General features: G+C 63.0%; 15 protein-coding genes. 2 read left to right on the top strand and 13 right to left on the bottom strand.

Annotated elements, in window-relative coordinates; translation table 11 throughout:
- Positions 1 to 54 precede the first annotated feature (54 nt).
- Both FFB58_RS12490 and FFB58_RS12495 read right to left on the bottom strand, forming a co-directional pair.
- Positions 55 to 1,050, bottom strand: coding sequence for a ribose ABC transporter permease (locus FFB58_RS12490; protein WP_039031974.1), 996 nt, complete (start codon positions 1,048 to 1,050; stop codon positions 55 to 57).
- The gene (locus FFB58_RS12495) at positions 1,047 to 2,567 is read right to left on the bottom strand and encodes a sugar ABC transporter ATP-binding protein (RefSeq protein ID WP_039031975.1); all 1,521 of its coding nucleotides are present in this window, start codon (positions 2,565 to 2,567) and stop codon (positions 1,047 to 1,049) included. Before FFB58_RS12495 ends, FFB58_RS12490 begins: the two co-directional genes overlap by 4 nt.
- Before the next feature lie 232 nt (positions 2,568 to 2,799).
- Here FFB58_RS12495 and FFB58_RS12500 point away from each other — a divergent pair, with 232 nt between their 5' ends.
- Entirely contained in the window at positions 2,800 to 5,082 is a 2,283-nt protein-coding gene (locus FFB58_RS12500; protein WP_138370046.1) for a hybrid sensor histidine kinase/response regulator, read from the top strand.
- Between the two features lie 69 nt (positions 5,083 to 5,151).
- Entirely contained in the window at positions 5,152 to 5,475 is a 324-nt protein-coding gene (yjdP, locus tag FFB58_RS12505) for a DDRRRQL repeat protein YjdP (RefSeq protein WP_138370047.1), read from the top strand.
- 93 nt (positions 5,476 to 5,568) lie between these two features.
- Here the strand turns inward: yjdP and phnP are convergent, their stop codons facing one another.
- From phnP to phnF, 11 genes are all read right to left on the bottom strand, one after another.
- Positions 5,569 to 6,327 carry a phosphonate metabolism protein PhnP gene (gene phnP / locus FFB58_RS12510; RefSeq protein WP_138370048.1) on the bottom strand — a complete coding sequence of 253 codons (759 nt, stop codon included), beginning with the start codon at positions 6,325 to 6,327 and terminating at the stop codon, positions 5,569 to 5,571.
- Between the two features lie 9 nt (positions 6,328 to 6,336).
- The gene (phnO, locus tag FFB58_RS12515) at positions 6,337 to 6,771 is read right to left on the bottom strand and encodes an aminoalkylphosphonate N-acetyltransferase (protein ID WP_039028371.1); all 435 of its coding nucleotides are present in this window, start codon (positions 6,769 to 6,771) and stop codon (positions 6,337 to 6,339) included.
- Entirely contained in the window at positions 6,764 to 7,315 is a 552-nt protein-coding gene (gene phnN / locus FFB58_RS12520) for a ribose 1,5-bisphosphokinase (RefSeq protein WP_138370049.1), read from the bottom strand. Before phnN ends, phnO begins: the two co-directional genes overlap by 8 nt.
- Positions 7,312 to 8,448: an alpha-D-ribose 1-methylphosphonate 5-triphosphate diphosphatase gene (gene phnM / locus FFB58_RS12525; RefSeq protein WP_138370050.1), complete on the bottom strand. Its 1,137-nt coding sequence runs from the start codon at positions 8,446 to 8,448 to the stop codon at positions 7,312 to 7,314. Before phnM ends, phnN begins: the two co-directional genes overlap by 4 nt.
- The gene (gene phnL / locus FFB58_RS12530) at positions 8,445 to 9,125 is read right to left on the bottom strand and encodes a phosphonate C-P lyase system protein PhnL (RefSeq protein WP_138370051.1); all 681 of its coding nucleotides are present in this window, start codon (positions 9,123 to 9,125) and stop codon (positions 8,445 to 8,447) included. Before phnL ends, phnM begins: the two co-directional genes overlap by 4 nt.
- 196 nt (positions 9,126 to 9,321) lie before the next feature.
- Positions 9,322 to 10,077, bottom strand: coding sequence for a phosphonate C-P lyase system protein PhnK (gene phnK, locus FFB58_RS12535; RefSeq protein WP_039028375.1), 756 nt, complete (start codon positions 10,075 to 10,077; stop codon positions 9,322 to 9,324).
- A complete protein-coding gene (phnJ, locus tag FFB58_RS12540) occupies positions 10,074 to 10,919 on the bottom strand; it encodes an alpha-D-ribose 1-methylphosphonate 5-phosphate C-P-lyase PhnJ (protein WP_039028376.1) in 846 nt (281 codons plus the stop codon). Before phnJ ends, phnK begins: the two co-directional genes overlap by 4 nt.
- The gene (locus FFB58_RS12545) at positions 10,912 to 11,976 is read right to left on the bottom strand and encodes a carbon-phosphorus lyase complex subunit PhnI (protein WP_138370052.1); all 1,065 of its coding nucleotides are present in this window, start codon (positions 11,974 to 11,976) and stop codon (positions 10,912 to 10,914) included. The genes phnJ and FFB58_RS12545 overlap by 8 nt, the downstream gene beginning before the upstream one ends.
- Positions 11,976 to 12,560, bottom strand: a complete 585-nt coding sequence (gene phnH, locus FFB58_RS12550; RefSeq protein ID WP_039028378.1) for a phosphonate C-P lyase system protein PhnH — start codon at positions 12,558 to 12,560, stop codon at positions 11,976 to 11,978. The genes FFB58_RS12545 and phnH overlap by 1 nt, the downstream gene beginning before the upstream one ends.
- A complete protein-coding gene (gene phnG, locus FFB58_RS12555) occupies positions 12,557 to 13,009 on the bottom strand; it encodes a phosphonate C-P lyase system protein PhnG (RefSeq protein ID WP_138370053.1) in 453 nt (150 codons plus the stop codon). The genes phnH and phnG overlap by 4 nt, the downstream gene beginning before the upstream one ends.
- Positions 13,010 to 13,735: a phosphonate metabolism transcriptional regulator PhnF gene (gene phnF, locus FFB58_RS12560; protein ID WP_138370054.1), complete on the bottom strand. Its 726-nt coding sequence runs from the start codon at positions 13,733 to 13,735 to the stop codon at positions 13,010 to 13,012. It lies immediately after the preceding gene.
- Positions 13,736 to 13,751: the final 16 nt, after the last annotated feature.

A 13,751-nucleotide genomic window follows, 5' to 3' on the forward strand; every position in this document is an offset into this window, starting at 1 on the left:
ATTCACTCACTTGCCGCCTTCCTGCGACCAGAATGATTTAGGGAAATATTGTTGTTATGCACTTTGATGGTGTCGGGTACGGTATTTGTCGATCAGTACCGCAATGATGATCACCGCCCCTTTGATCACCAGTTGCCAGAAGTAGGAGACGCCCATCAGCGTCATGCCGTTGTTGAGGGTAGCGATAATTAGCGCCCCCACCAGCGTGCCGGTGATGGTGCCGATGCCGCCGACGAAGCTGGTACCGCCGAGGATCACCGCCGCGATGGCGTCCAGCTCATAGCCGGTGCCCAGGTTGCCGTTGGCGCTGTAGAGCCTGGAGGCGCTCATCACCCCGCCGAGGCCCGACAACAGGCCGCTCATGCCGTAGACAAACAGCAGCACCAGCCAGACCTTAATCCCCGTTAAGCGTGCGGCCTGCATGTTGCCGCCCACCGCGTAGATGTGTACCCCAAGGGTGGTGCGGCGCAGGATGAACCAGCAGACGGCAATCACCGCCAGGGCAATCACCACCAGCCACGGCACCGGCCCGAGGTAGTTATTGCCGATCCACTCAAAGCTGATGCTGGAGTTGATAACCGTCGTGCCGTCGGCCAGCAGGTAGGCCGCCCCGCGCAGCGCCGTATAGGTGCCGAGCGTGACGATAAAGGGCGGTAGCCCGGCAAAGGCCACCAGCGCCCCGTTGAACAGCCCCAGCACCATGCCGAGCATCAATGCCGCCGGGACCGAGAGCATGGACAGCTCCGGCATCAGCGATACCACCATCGCCGCCACCGCCGTGGTGCCCAGAATCGACCCCACCGAGAGGTCGATGCCGCCGGTCAGAATGATGAAGGTCATCCCCGCCGCCAGCACGATGTTGATCGACGCCTGACGGGTGATGTTCAGCAGGTTGCTTTCGGTAAAGAAGTTAGGCGCGATAAAGCCAAATACCGCGACAATCAGGATCAATATCGGCAGGATACCGATGGTTTGCATCAGATCGCCCATCAGCATTTTTTTGGCGGAGGCCGCTTTGGCCACCTGTTGCGGACTGTTTTGTTGGCTCATGATTTTACCGCCTGGTGATGAGAGTCGTTCACGCCGGTTGCAAGCGTCATTATATTTTCCTGAGAGATATCGCTCCGGTGCAGCTCCCCGGCAATGCTCCCTTCGCGCATCACATACACGCGATCGCTCATGCCGACCACTTCCGGCAGTTCGCTGGAGATCATCAGGATCGCCACCCCTTTGCGCGCCATCTGGTTCATGATCCGGTAGATCTCGCTTTTGGCGCCGACGTCCACGCCGCGGGTCGGTTCATCGAGGATCAGAATGCGCGGGCCAATCGCCACCCAGCGGGAGATAAGCAGCTTTTGCTGATTGCCACCGGAAAGTCCGCCCGCCCGCACCTGGGAATGCGGCACGCGAATATTGAGCAGGGCGATGGCGTCATCGGAGATCGACTGCGCTTTTTTGCGGTTGAGCCAGCCGAAAGTGGCGTCGCGCTCCAGCGTCGCCATGGTGATGTTCTCCTGCGCCGCCAGCTCGAGAAACAGCCCCTGCTCCTTGCGGTTCTCGGTTAAAAAGCCGATCCCGTGGTCGATGGCGGCGCGCGGGGAGTGGATCACCACCGGCTCGCCGTCCACCTCTATCATGCCGCCCGTCGCTTTGCGCACGCCGAAAATCAGCTGGGCCAGCTCCGAACGCCCGGCCCCCACCAGCCCGGCGAGGCCGACGATTTCGCCGGAGCGCACCAGCAGGCTGCAGGGCTGTACTTTGCTGCCGTCGGTGAGGTGATGGACGTTAAGACGCGGGCTGCCGAGCGGGATATCGCGCTCCTTGTTAAACAGATCGCTTAAGGGCCGCCCGACCATCATCCGCACCAGCTCGGAGGCGTTGAGCTTGTCGCGGGTCAGGCTGCCGACGTACTGGCCGTCACGCAGCACGCTGACGCGGTCCGACAGTTCATAGACCTCCGCCATACGGTGGCTGATATAGATAATCGCCATCCCCTCATCGCGCAGACGCATAATCAGCTCAAACAGACGGTGGGTTTCCCGCGACGAGAGGGCGGCGGTAGGTTCATCCATCACCAGAATGCGGCTGTTGCGGTGCAGCGCCCGGGCAATCTCCACCTGCTGCTGCTCGGCGATGGTCAGTTTCATCACCAGGTCGGTGGCCTTAAAGTGAGCGCCGAGGCGGTCAATCACCGCCTGGGCCTGGGCCGCCATCTCTCTGCGCTGCACCAGCCCGCCGCGCGACAGCTCGCTGCCGAGGAAGATGTTTTCGGCCACGGTGAGGTTCGGTGCCAGCTGCATCTCCTGATAAATCAGGGTGATGCCCGCGGCCAGCGCGTCCTTCGGGCCTTTGATGTGAAACGGCTTGCCGTCGATCAGGATCTCGCCGCTGGTGGCGATGTAAGCCCCGGCGAGAATTTTCATCAGCGTGCTTTTTCCGGCGCCGTTTTCACCCATTAAAGCGTGGATCTCACCGGGAAAGACCGTCAGATCCACACCCTTCAGCGCGTGGAAACTGCCAAAGGTTTTGGCAATGTTGCGCATCTCTAAAACCGGGGTCCTGCTCATGGCGGATCTCCTGTGACGTTCGATATCCGCACTTCATCACAGCCCGGTAAATGCAAAATGTCAGAAGTCGTTCATATTTGTCATAGTTCTGAATAGTTAACCGCCGTCACAATTCCCCGCTTTTTCCCCCTCTCCCTGTGGGAGAGGGTGTTCAAGTTCCCTCTCCCCTATGGGGAGAGGGTTAGGGTGAGGGGTGAGGGGAAAATACATGCTTACAGCGGAGCTAAAATTAATGCCCTCACGCCGTCCCCCCTTCTTCGCCAGCGCCCGTGGCCGCCTGCTGATCTTTAATCTGCTGGTGGTGGCGGTGACGTTAATGGTCAGCGGCGTGGCAGTGCTGGGCTTTCGCCACGCCAGCCATATTCAGGAGGAGGTGCAGCGCCAGACCCTGGACGACATGAACGGCAGCATGAACCTGGCGCGGGAAACCGCCAACGTGGCGACGGCGGCGGTGCGGCTGTCGCAGGTGGTGGGGGCGCTGGAGTATAAAGACGAAGCCAACCGGCTCAAGCAGACCCAGACCGCGCTGGGCCATTCGCTGGAGCAGCTTGCCTGGGCTCCTCTGGCGCAGCAGGAGCCGGCGCTGGTGGCGCGGATCATCCGGCGCAGCAACGAGCTGCAGCGAAGCGTAACCGGGATGCTGGAGCGCGGGCAGCGTCGCCATCTGGAGCGTAACGCTCTGCTGAGCTCGCTCTACCAGAGCCAGAGCTATCTCCGTCATCTGCAGGACATCAACCGTCGCTTCGCCAGTAACGTCCCCGACGCCCGGTTGCTCAGCGAGATGGACCGCCTTATCGTCGCCGCCATCGAAACCCCCTCGCCGCGGGCGACCATTCAGCAGCTGGACAGGGTGACGGCGATGTTGCCTCAGGGGGTCACGCAGCCGGTGGTGAGCCTCGTCCTGCCTGATTTTAACGCCGAGCTGAACAAGCTCGGCCCGCTCTCCAGGCAGCTGGAGGAGAGCGATCTCTCCATCAGCTGGTATATGTTCCACATCAAAGCGCTGGTGGCGATCCTCAACAGCGACATCAATCAGTACGTGGAGCAGGTGGCGCAGGCCTCGCAGCTGCGCACCGCCGAGAGCCATCAGGAGCTGCGCTCCATCAGCGTCTTTATCACTATTTTTGCCGTGCTGGCGCTGATCATCACCGCCTTTGCCTGCTGGTACATCTACCGCAACCTGGGCACCAACCTGACCGCCATCTCCCGGGCGATGTCGCGGCTGGCCCACGGCGAGCAGGATGTCTCGGTGCCTGCGCTGCAGCGCCGGGATGAGCTGGGCGAGCTGGCGAGGGCGTTCAACGTCTTTGCCCGCAATACCGCGTCGCTGGAGCACACCACCCGGCTGTTAAAAGAGAAGACTTCGCAGATGGAGGTGGATCGCATTGAACGTCAGGGGCTGGAAGAGGCGCTGCTGCACAGCCAGAAGATGAAGGCGGTGGGCCAGCTGACGGGCGGGCTGGCGCATGATTTCAACAATCTGCTGGCGGTGATCATCGGCAGCCTGGAGCTTGCCGATCCCCATTCGCCGGACGCGCCGCGCATCAGCCGGGCGCTGAAGGCCGCCGAGCGCGGGGCGCTGTTGACCCAGCGTCTGCTGGCCTTCTCCCGCAAACAGTCCCTGAACCCGCACGCGGTGGAGATGAAGCCCCTGCTGGAGAACCTGGCCGAGCTGATGCGCCACTCTCTGCCCGCCACTATCGCCCTGGAGATCGAAGCGCAAACCCCGGCGTGGCCGGCGTGGATTGACGTCAGCCAGCTCGAGAACGCCATCATCAACCTGGTGATGAACGCCCGCGATGCGATGGAAGGGCACGCCGGCGCCATCAAAATTCGCACCTGGAACCAGCGCGTCACCCGCAGCGACGGACGCAGGCAGGATATGGTGGCGCTGGAGGTGATCGACCACGGCAGCGGCATGTCGCAGGCCATCAAATCCCAGGTCTTTGAACCCTTCTTCACCACCAAGCAGACCGGGAGCGGCAGCGGGCTGGGGCTGTCGATGGTGTATGGTTTCGTGCGCCAGTCCGGCGGGCGGGTGGAGATCGAAAGCGCCCCCGGACAGGGCACCACCGTGCGGCTGCATCTGCCGCGCGCCACGCAGCAGGCGCTTCCCCAGCCGGAAACGCTGGCAGCTGCCGCAGCGGCGCAAAGCGACCGGCTGGTACTGGTGCTGGACGATCAGAGCGATGTCCGCCAGACCCTGTGCGAACAGCTGCACCAGCTGGGCTATCTGACGCTGGAGGCCGAAACCGGCGAGCAGGCATTACAGATGCTGAGCGCCTCGGCGGATATCGAGATGTTTATCAGCGACTTAATGCTTCCCGGCACGCTGAGCGGCGCGGAGGTGATCCAGCAGGTCCGCCAGCAGTTCCCGCATCTGCCGGTGCTGTTGATGAGCGGCCAGGATCTGCGTCCGGCTCACAACCCGCAGCTCCCGGACGTGGAGCTGCTGCGCAAACCCTTTACCCGGGCGCAGCTGGCGCAGGCGCTACAAAAAGCGATGAGAATTTGAGATTCCTCCGCTACTCGCCCCACCCGCCGTTTATTACCGTAAAGCTAGCCCACCTGCGAGACTGGCTTTATGAAACGTTACTCTACCGCTCTGTTATTTGGTCTGCTCTCTTTAACCAGCCATCTGGCTCATGCCGATATCGTTGACGATACGATCGGCAATATTCAGCAGGCCATCAACGACGCTTACAACCCCAACAGCGATCGCAGCAACGATGACGACGATCGTTACGATCAGAATCGCCGCAGCGATAACCGGCAGTATGAAGAACGCCAGCGCCAGCTGGACGATCGCCGTCGTCGGCTGGATGAACGTCAGCGCCAGCTGGATGAGGACCGTCGTCGTTTAGAAGATGACGAGCGCAGGCTGGAAGAGGATTACGATCGGCGGTAATGCCATTGTCCGGCGGCGCTTCGCTTGCACGGGCCTACGGTTTGTAGGCCGGGTAAGGCGCAGCCGCCACCCGGCAGAAGGCCGCACCAGACCTCAATCCAGCACCAGCACCATCCCGTCATACCCCGCCTCAAACCCCTCCGGCAGCGGGTTGTCCATCATCCACACGTCAAACTCATGGCTGATATGGGTCAGGATCACCTGCGGACAGCCAATCACCTGATTGAGCGCAATAACAGTATTCAGATCGCAATGGTTGCGCGGGGTCTCTTCCCGCGGCGGGTGGCTACAGTCAATCACGATGGCCTGCGGCTGGTTGTTGAGTAAAAACTTCACCGTTTTATCCGGCAGCCCGGCGGTATCGGACAGCCAGGCCACCCGGCTGTGGGCGCTCTCCAGCAGATAGCCAAAGGTCAGCTTCGAATGGTTGAGCGGCAGCGGCGTTACCCGCAGACCCTGCAGTTCAAACACCACAAAGGGCTCCAGGGTGTGGCTAAAGTCGAGGATGCCGGGATGCTTAAACAGATCGTCGCAGCCGCTTTCATCCGGCGGGCCGTACACCGGAATGGTCGCTCCCACGCCCCAGCGCAGCGGGAACAGCCCCTGAACATGGTCCATGTGGTAATGGGTGAGCAAAATCTGCTGAAAACTGCCCGCCGGCCAGTCGTCCATCAGGTGGGGGATCCCCGCATCGAGCAGCGTCACCGCATCATTGAATTTGACCACCGCGCTACAGGGGCGACGGCGATGATCCTCCTGCAAACGCGCCCGGCGACAGGCCGGACAGTCGCAGCCAAAGGCGGGCACCAGCTGGGCGCCACCGGTTCCCGTTAACGTAATGGTCAGACTCATAGCGCCCCCTTACAGCGGTTTGGTAAAGCGGAAATGGCTCTGTGTGTACCCTTCACGAAGATAAAAACGGTGCGCGTCGAGGCGCCTGACGCTGGTGGAAAGCTCGGTCATCTCCGCCCCGGCATGGCGGGCCTCCTCTTCCGCCCAGGCCAGCAGCTGGCTGCCAACCTTCAGGCCGCGCGCCTGGGGCATCACCACCAGCTCCTGGATTTCACCGATCCAGTTGGCGTGATGGAGATGAAACTGCATGTGCAGGCCGATCATCCCGATGATGTGTCCATCCCGTTCGGCCAGCTGGTAACGCATATTGTGATCCTGCAGATTGGCCGCGAACCCGGCATGAAACGCCGACCGATCAAGCTCCGCCTGTTTTAATTCGCAGATCAGGCCATAGACCGCATCGACGTCCTCCGGGGTGGCGGGACGCAACTCACACTCAGGCATGGTTTTTCTCCTTCTGGCTAATGAGTGACAGGAAGTTATCGACAGACTGATGCAAACTTCCGTCGTTATTCAGAACAGGGCAGTGGGAAGGCGTATAGCGGGCGGCGCGCTCCAGCCGCTGGTCGATCTCTTTTGCGCTCTCCCGACCCCGGTCCTGCAGGCGTTGACGCAGGATCTCCGGCGACACCTGCAGGCAGATCGGCAGCAATGCCTGCGCATACCGCGCCTGCGCCTGGGGCAGATGGGCGCGCGAGCCGTTTACCACCACGTCAAACCCGGCGTGCAGCCACAGGTCGATCTCCAGGCCCACCCCATAATAATAGCCGTTGGCGTGCCAGCTCAGGGCAAACAGCTGCTGCCCGGCGCGGGTAAAAAACTCGGGCTCGCTGAGGGCGATATGGTTTTCGCTCCCGGCGCTGGCAGGGCGGGTAATGTAGCGATGCGCCACCAGCATCTGCGGCTGTGACTGCTGGCGCAACGCCGCCAGCAGGCTGTCCTTTCCGGAGCCGGACGGCCCCATTAACCAGATCACTCTTCCCATCAGAACACCCGTTTTCCCTGACGCCAGACGTGGTCGATATGAATGTGCTCGCCTTTACGGTGCGCCAGCACCAGGTCGGCCCGCTTGCCTTCGCCAATCACCCCGCGATCGTGCAGGTTCAGCGCCTGCGCCGGGTTTCGGGTCACCAGGCGGATCGCCTGCGGCAGGGTAAATCCGTTGCCTTCGTCATCCGCCACGCGGAACGCGGCATCCAGCAGGCTGGCGGGGTAGTAATCGGACGACAGGATATCCAGCAGGCCGAGGGACGCCAGCCTGCTTGCCGCCACGTTGCCGGAGTGCGATCCGCCGCGCACGATGTTCGGGGCGCCCATCAGCACGTTCATTCCGTGCTGGCGCGAAGCCTCTGCGGCCTCGAACGTGGTGGGAAATTCGGCGATAACGCTGCCAAGCTGGTGGGATTCCCGGACATGATCCGCCGTGGCGTCGTCATGGCTGGCAAGAGCGATATTGCGCTCCCGGCACAGCGCGGCAATGGCCTGGCGATTGGGCTGCGACCAGCGGGCGGCAAGCGCCAGCTGCTCCTCTTCATAGCGCGCCATCTGCGCGTCGTTGAGGGAGTATTTGCCCTGATAGTATTCGCGATACTTTTCGATGTTGGCGAACTGGCGCTGACCCGGGGAGTGGTCCATCAGCGATACCAGGGTCACCGGCTCGCGGCCCGCCAGCTTTTCGAACAGCGGCAGGGTGGTGTGATGGGGCAGTTCGCAGCGCAGGTGCAGACGGTGCTCGGCGCGGTTGAGGCCGCGCTTCTGCGTCTCTTCCACGGCGTTGATCATCTTCTCCAGATTCTCCAGACGGTCGCCGCCGTCGCGCACGTCGCCAATCGCCACCGCGTCCAGCACGGTGGTGATGCCGCTGGCGACCATCATCCCGTCGTGGCTGCTCATCGCCGAATGGGCGGGCCAGTCAACTTTGGGGCGCGGGGTGAAGAACTTGTCCATGTTGTCTGTGTGCAGCTCGATCAGCCCCGGCAGCAGCCAGCCGCCTTCGCCGTCCATCGCCTCGGGCAGGCGGCTCTGGGTTTCGGCAAAGGCGCGAATGACGCCGTCCTGAACGTCGATGGAGCCGTCAACGACCTCGTTTTCCAGCACCAGTTTTACGTTGTTTACGATCATGCTGTGATCCCCATCGGGTGCAGACGATCCGCCACGCGATCCCGCACGGCGTCGTCGTGGAAGATCCCGACGATCGCCGCGCCGCGCGCTTTGGCTTCTTCGATCAGTTCCATGACCGCGGCGCTGTTTTTCGCATCCAGCGAGGCTGTCGGTTCATCGAGCAGTAAAATCGGGTAATCGACGATAAAGCCGCGGGCGATGTTCACCCGCTGCTGCTCCCCGCCGGAGAAGGTGGAGGGGGCGAGATGCCACAGGCGCTCCGGCACGTTCAGGCGCGTCAACAGGCTGGCGGCCTTGGCGGCGCAGGTGTCGCGCGGCACGCCGAGATCCAGCAGGGGCTGCATCACCACTTCCAGGGCCGGAACGCGCGGGATCACCCGTAAAAACTGGCTGACCCAGCCGATGGTGGTACGGCGCACATCGCGCACCTTGCGCGCCGGGGCCTGCACCAGATCCACCCATTCGTCGCCGTGGCGGATATGGATGTGGCCTTCGTCCGGCAGATAGTTGGCGTACAGCGAGCGCAGCAGGGTCGATTTGCCGCTGCCGGAGTGGCCGTGCAGCACCACGCATTCGCCATTTTTTACCTCAAGGGAGGCGTTTTGCAGCACCGGCAGGCGGACGCCGTTTTGCTGGTGGAGTACAAAGGTTTTACTGACGTTTTCAACGCGGATCATGTTGGCCTCGTGGTTCGGGATGCCGGGTGGCGCTTCGCTTACCCGGCCTACAAGGAGCTGGATTCATTGCCGGGTGGCGGCTGCGCCTTACCCGGCCTACAAGGTGCTGGATTTATTGCCGGGTGGCGGCTGCGCCTTACCCGGCCTACAAAATCGTAGGCCCGTGCAAGCGAAGCGCCGCCGGGCAACAGCAATCTCAATTCTGCAAAACGGACGACACCAGCAGCTGGGTGTAGGGGTGATGCGGGTCGTCGAGCACCCGGTCGGTCAGCCCACTTTCCACCACCTCGCCGCTCTTCATCACCAGCAGACGGTCCGCCAGCAGGCGGGCCACGCCCAGATCGTGGGTGACAATCACCACCGCCAGGTTCAGCTCCACCACCAGACCACGCAGCAGATCCAGCAGACGGGCCTGCACCGAGACGTCGAGCCCGCCGGTGGGTTCGTCCATAAACACCAGCTTCGGATGGGTGACCAGGTTGCGGGCGATCTGCAGACGCTGCTGCATGCCGCCGGAGAAGGTGGTGGGCAGGTCGTCGATGCGCGAGGACGGGATCTCCACCTCCTCGAGCCAGTGTTTCGCCGTCGCGCGGATCTCGCCGTAATGGCGCGCGCCGGTGGCCATCAGCCGTTCGCCGATATTGCCCCCCGCCGACACCTGGCGGCGCAGGCCGTCCATCGGGTGCTGGTGCACCACGCCCCATTCGGTGCGCAGCAGGCGGCGGCGCTCCGCCTCGCTCATGCCGTACAGCGAATCGCCGTCATAGAGAATGTCGCCGTTCTGCGGGGCCAGACGGGCGGAGATGGACTTCAGCAGGGTGGTTTTGCCGGAACCGGACTCGCCGACAATCCCCAGCACTTCGCCCGGCCACAGGTCGAACGACACGTCGCTGAAGCCTTTGCCCGGCGCATAAAGGTGGGTCAGGTTATTGACCGAAAGCAGCGGTTTCATTGGCTGTTGGCCTCGCTCTGTTGGCGGCAAAAATCGGTGTCGGAGCAGACAAACATCCGCTTGCCGGTGTCATCCAGCACCACTTCATCCAGATAGCTGTGTTTCGATCCGCAGATGGCGCAGGGCTCGTCCCACTCCTGCACGGTAAACGGGTGGTCGTCGAAATCCAGGCTTTCGACACGCGTGTAGGGCGGCACAGCGTAGATGCGTTTCTCGCGCCCGGCACCGAACAGCTGCAGGGCAGGCATCATGTCCATCTTCGGGTTATCGAATTTCGGGATCGGCGACGGGTCCATGACGTAGCGGCCGTTGACCTTCACCGGGTAGGCGTAGGTGGTGGCGATATGGCCGAAGCGGGCGATGTCCTCGTACAGCTTCACCTGCATCACGCCGTACTCTTCCAGGGCGTGCATGGTGCGGGTTTCGGTCTCGCGCGGCTCGATAAAGCGCAGCGGCTCCGGGATCGGCACCTGGAAAATCAAAATCTGATCTTCGGTGAGCGGGGTTTCCGGGATGCGGTGGCGGGTCTGGATCAGGGTGGCGTCTTCGGTGCGCTCGGTGGTGTTCACCCCGGTCACGCGCTGAAAGAACTGGCGGATCGACACGGCGTTGGTGGTGTCGTCGGCCCCCTGGTCGATGACCTTCAGCACGTCCGCCTCGCCAATCACGCTGGCGGTGATTTGAATGCCGCCGGTGCCCCAGCCGTAAGGCATGGGCATTTCACGGCCACCAAACGGCACCTGATAGCCGGGGATGGCTACCGCTTTTAAAATGGCGCGGCGGATCATGCGTTTGGTTTGCTCATCCAGATAAGCAAAGTTGTAGCCGCTGAGGTTAGCCATTTTTGTGCTCCTGTTGCAGACGTTTAAGCAGCTCCAGTTCAGCCTGGAAATCGACGTAGTGCGGCAGCTTGAGGTGCGAGACGAACCCGGCAGCCTCGACGTTATCCGCGTGGGCCAGCACGAACTCCTCGTCCTGCGCGGGGCCTGCGAGGTTCTCGTCGTAGTCCGGTGCCTGGAGCGCGCGGTCAACCAGCGCCATCGCCATCGCCTTGCGCTCGCCCATGCCGAACACCAGCCCGTAGCCGCGGGTGAAGTGCGGCGCGTCGTTGTCCGGGGTGACGAAGCCGTTAACCATTTCGCACTCCGTCACCAACAGTTCGCCGACGTTCACCGCAAAACCCAGCTCTTCCGGCACAATGTTGATATCGATGTAGCCGCTGCGAATTTCACCGGCGAAGGGGTGATTGCGTCCGTAGCCGCGCTGGGTGGAGTAGGCCAGTGCCAGCAGGTAGCCCTCGTCGCCGCGCATCAGCTGCTGCAGGCGCGAGGCGCGGGAGCAGGGGTAGACCGGCGGGGTGCGGGTGATGTCGTCCGGCTCCTCGCCGCTGTCCTCTTCCGCCTTCGCCAGCCCCTGGCTGGCCAGCAGGCTAAAGACGTGCGGGGCGGCGTCCTGCTGCGGCTCTGCCGTGTTCAGTTCCGGCGTTTCACCGTTTGCCAGCAGGGTGAAATCGAGCAGGCGATGGGTGTAGTCGTAGGTCGGGCCGAGCAGCTGGCCGCCGGGGATGTCTTTATAGACGGCAGAAATCCGGCGCTCGAGGCGCATCTCTGCGGTATTCACCGGCTCGCTCACCGCCAGCTTTGCCAGGGTGGTGCGGTAGGCGCGCAGCAGGAAGATGGCCTCGACGTTATCGCCGCTGGCCTGCTTCAGCGCCAGCGCCGCCAGCTCGCGGTCGGCAATGCCGCCTTCGGTCATCACCCGGTCGACGGCGAGGTTCAACTGCTGTTCAATCTGGGCCACGCTCAGCTCGGGAAGCTGGTCATCGCCCCGGCGTCGGTGCTCCTGCAGCGCGTGGGCGGCGGCGATCGCCTTCTCGCCCCCTTTGACGGCAACGTACATCAGCACACCTCCACATGAGTGGTACGCGGGATCGCCAGCAGGCGCTCGCCGCAGGTCAGCAGCAGGTCGATCCCCAGCGGGAACGGGTGCGGGCGCTCGGTCAGCTCATGAATGATGCACTCCGGCAGCTGCGGGGCGACCATTCGCTCCTCGGCGATCCCGGCGCCGGTCAGGCGCAGCATACGTCCGCCGCTCAGGCTGGAGACCTGCAAAATCAGGGTGGCGCTGGTCTCGGGGGCCACGGCGGTGCCTTCGCTCAGGGCGTTGAGCTGCTCGTGGCTGATGTGTTCGTCGGCCACGGCGAACACCGCCTGCTGGGGCTGATCCACCAGCGGGGCGCTGGTATGAAAACGCAGGTTGCTGCTGACGATATCGTTGCTGACGGCGCCCGACAGCCACACCGGGGTGTCGTTATCGGCCAGGGTCAGCAGCACGCTGGTGGTGGCAAGGTTCAGCGGCTGCCAGCCATGCTTGAGCTGATGCAGCGAGACGATGACGCCCGGTTCGCTCATGGCTTTCAGCAGACGACGAAAACTGTGCTGGGCATCCTGCACGGCGAGGGTAAAAGCGGGATGAAGGGTCATGCGTTGTCTCCGCGAACGAGCGTAAAGAAGTCGACCCGGCTGGTGTTCACTTCGGCCTGACGGGCAGCAAGGCGTGCGGCGCGATCGGCTTCCAGCGGGGCAATAACGGTTTCCATTAAGGTCTGAAAGTGCGGCGCTTCCTGCAGCAGGGCGTCCACGACGGCGCACTGCTCGGCGTGGGTTTTGTTGCGCCCGAGCAGGTAGCTGTAGCCGAGCGTGCCGCTGGCGAGGCGCACCACGGCGCGGGTCAGGGTGGCATCGCCGGCAAAGTAGCGTGCGCCGGTGCCGCCCATCCGGGCCTGGATCTGCACCAGCCCGCTCTGTGGGGCGCGGATCAGCTCATAAACCGGGGTCAGGCTCAGGGCCGACATCCGCGCCGCAAGTGCCGCAGGCTGGCTGTGGGCGAGCACGGCCATCCAGTGCTGACGGGTGGAGGTATCGAAGTGCATTCAGTGCTCCATGGTGAATTCAATCATGTCGGCGCGGGTCAGGCTGACGGAGTACTCCGTCGCGTTCACCTCGTCGTCACGGTGGTTAAGGGTGCGCACGCAGAGCAGGGGCGCCATGTTGGGGATCTCCAGCACCTTGCTCTCTTTGGCCTGGGCGCGGCGGGCGCTGATCCGCGTCTGGGTACGCTTCAGGGCGATCCCGGTGGCGTCGAACAGAAAGTCGTGCAGCGAGCCGCTGGTGAAATTTTGCAGCACCGGCCAGAGGGCCAGGTCCGCGAAGTAGTGGTCGATCTGGCAGACCGCCACGCCGTTGACCCGGCGCAGGGTGCGCAGGTGAACGACGTTGTCGCCCTCCGAAATCCCCAGCGCGTCGGCGACGTGGCTGGAGGCCGGACGCAGCACCGAGAGCAGTTTTTCGCTGGTGGGGTGGCTGCCCTGATCGAGCAGGTTCTGGCTGAAGCGCGCCTGGGCGTTGAGCGGGTAGTCGAACGGACGCATCAGCACCAGCACGCCGATGCCCTGACGGCGCTGGACCCAGCCGCGCTCCACCAGCTGGTCAATGGCGCGGCGCAGGGTGTGGCGGTTGACCTCATAGCGGTCGGCAAGCTGCTGTTCGGGAGGCAGGTAGTCGCCGCAGCGGTAGTGGGTTCGTAGCTCCACTTCGAGCTTCGCGGCGATCTCTTGCCAGCGGGTCGGGTAACTGGTCGGATGTCTGGATAAGTGCATATAAAACAATGCCTCG

It is taken from the genome of Enterobacter sp. MF024, from assembly GCF_005843915.1.
Classification (GTDB): Bacteria; Pseudomonadota; Gammaproteobacteria; order Enterobacterales; family Enterobacteriaceae; genus Enterobacter; species Enterobacter barmai.

Excerpts from the sequence above, each read along its gene's own strand:
- FFB58_RS12490 (WP_039031974.1), bottom strand. The coding sequence starts at position 1,050 with ATGAGCCAACAAAACAGTCCGCAACAGGTGGCCAAAGCGGCCTCCGCC.
- FFB58_RS12495 (WP_039031975.1), bottom strand. The coding sequence starts at position 2,567 with ATGAGCAGGACCCCGGTTTTAGAGATGCGCAACATTGCCAAAACCTTT.
- FFB58_RS12500 (WP_138370046.1), top strand. The coding sequence starts at position 2,800 with ATGCCCTCACGCCGTCCCCCCTTCTTCGCCAGCGCCCGTGGCCGCCTG.
- yjdP (WP_138370047.1), top strand. The coding sequence starts at position 5,152 with ATGAAACGTTACTCTACCGCTCTGTTATTTGGTCTGCTCTCTTTAACC.
- phnP (WP_138370048.1), bottom strand. The coding sequence starts at position 6,327 with ATGAGTCTGACCATTACGTTAACGGGAACCGGTGGCGCCCAGCTGGTG.
- phnO (WP_039028371.1), bottom strand. The coding sequence starts at position 6,771 with ATGCCTGAGTGTGAGTTGCGTCCCGCCACCCCGGAGGACGTCGATGCG.
- phnM (WP_138370050.1), bottom strand. The coding sequence starts at position 8,448 with ATGATCGTAAACAACGTAAAACTGGTGCTGGAAAACGAGGTCGTTGAC.
- phnL (WP_138370051.1), bottom strand. The coding sequence starts at position 9,125 with ATGATCCGCGTTGAAAACGTCAGTAAAACCTTTGTACTCCACCAGCAA.
- phnK (WP_039028375.1), bottom strand. The coding sequence starts at position 10,077 with ATGAAACCGCTGCTTTCGGTCAATAACCTGACCCACCTTTATGCGCCG.
- phnJ (WP_039028376.1), bottom strand. The coding sequence starts at position 10,919 with ATGGCTAACCTCAGCGGCTACAACTTTGCTTATCTGGATGAGCAAACC.
- FFB58_RS12545 (WP_138370052.1), bottom strand. The coding sequence starts at position 11,976 with ATGTACGTTGCCGTCAAAGGGGGCGAGAAGGCGATCGCCGCCGCCCAC.
- phnH (WP_039028378.1), bottom strand. The coding sequence starts at position 12,560 with ATGACCCTTCATCCCGCTTTTACCCTCGCCGTGCAGGATGCCCAGCAC.
- phnG (WP_138370053.1), bottom strand. The coding sequence starts at position 13,009 with ATGCACTTCGATACCTCCACCCGTCAGCACTGGATGGCCGTGCTCGCC.
- phnF (WP_138370054.1), bottom strand. The coding sequence starts at position 13,735 with ATGCACTTATCCAGACATCCGACCAGTTACCCGACCCGCTGGCAAGAG.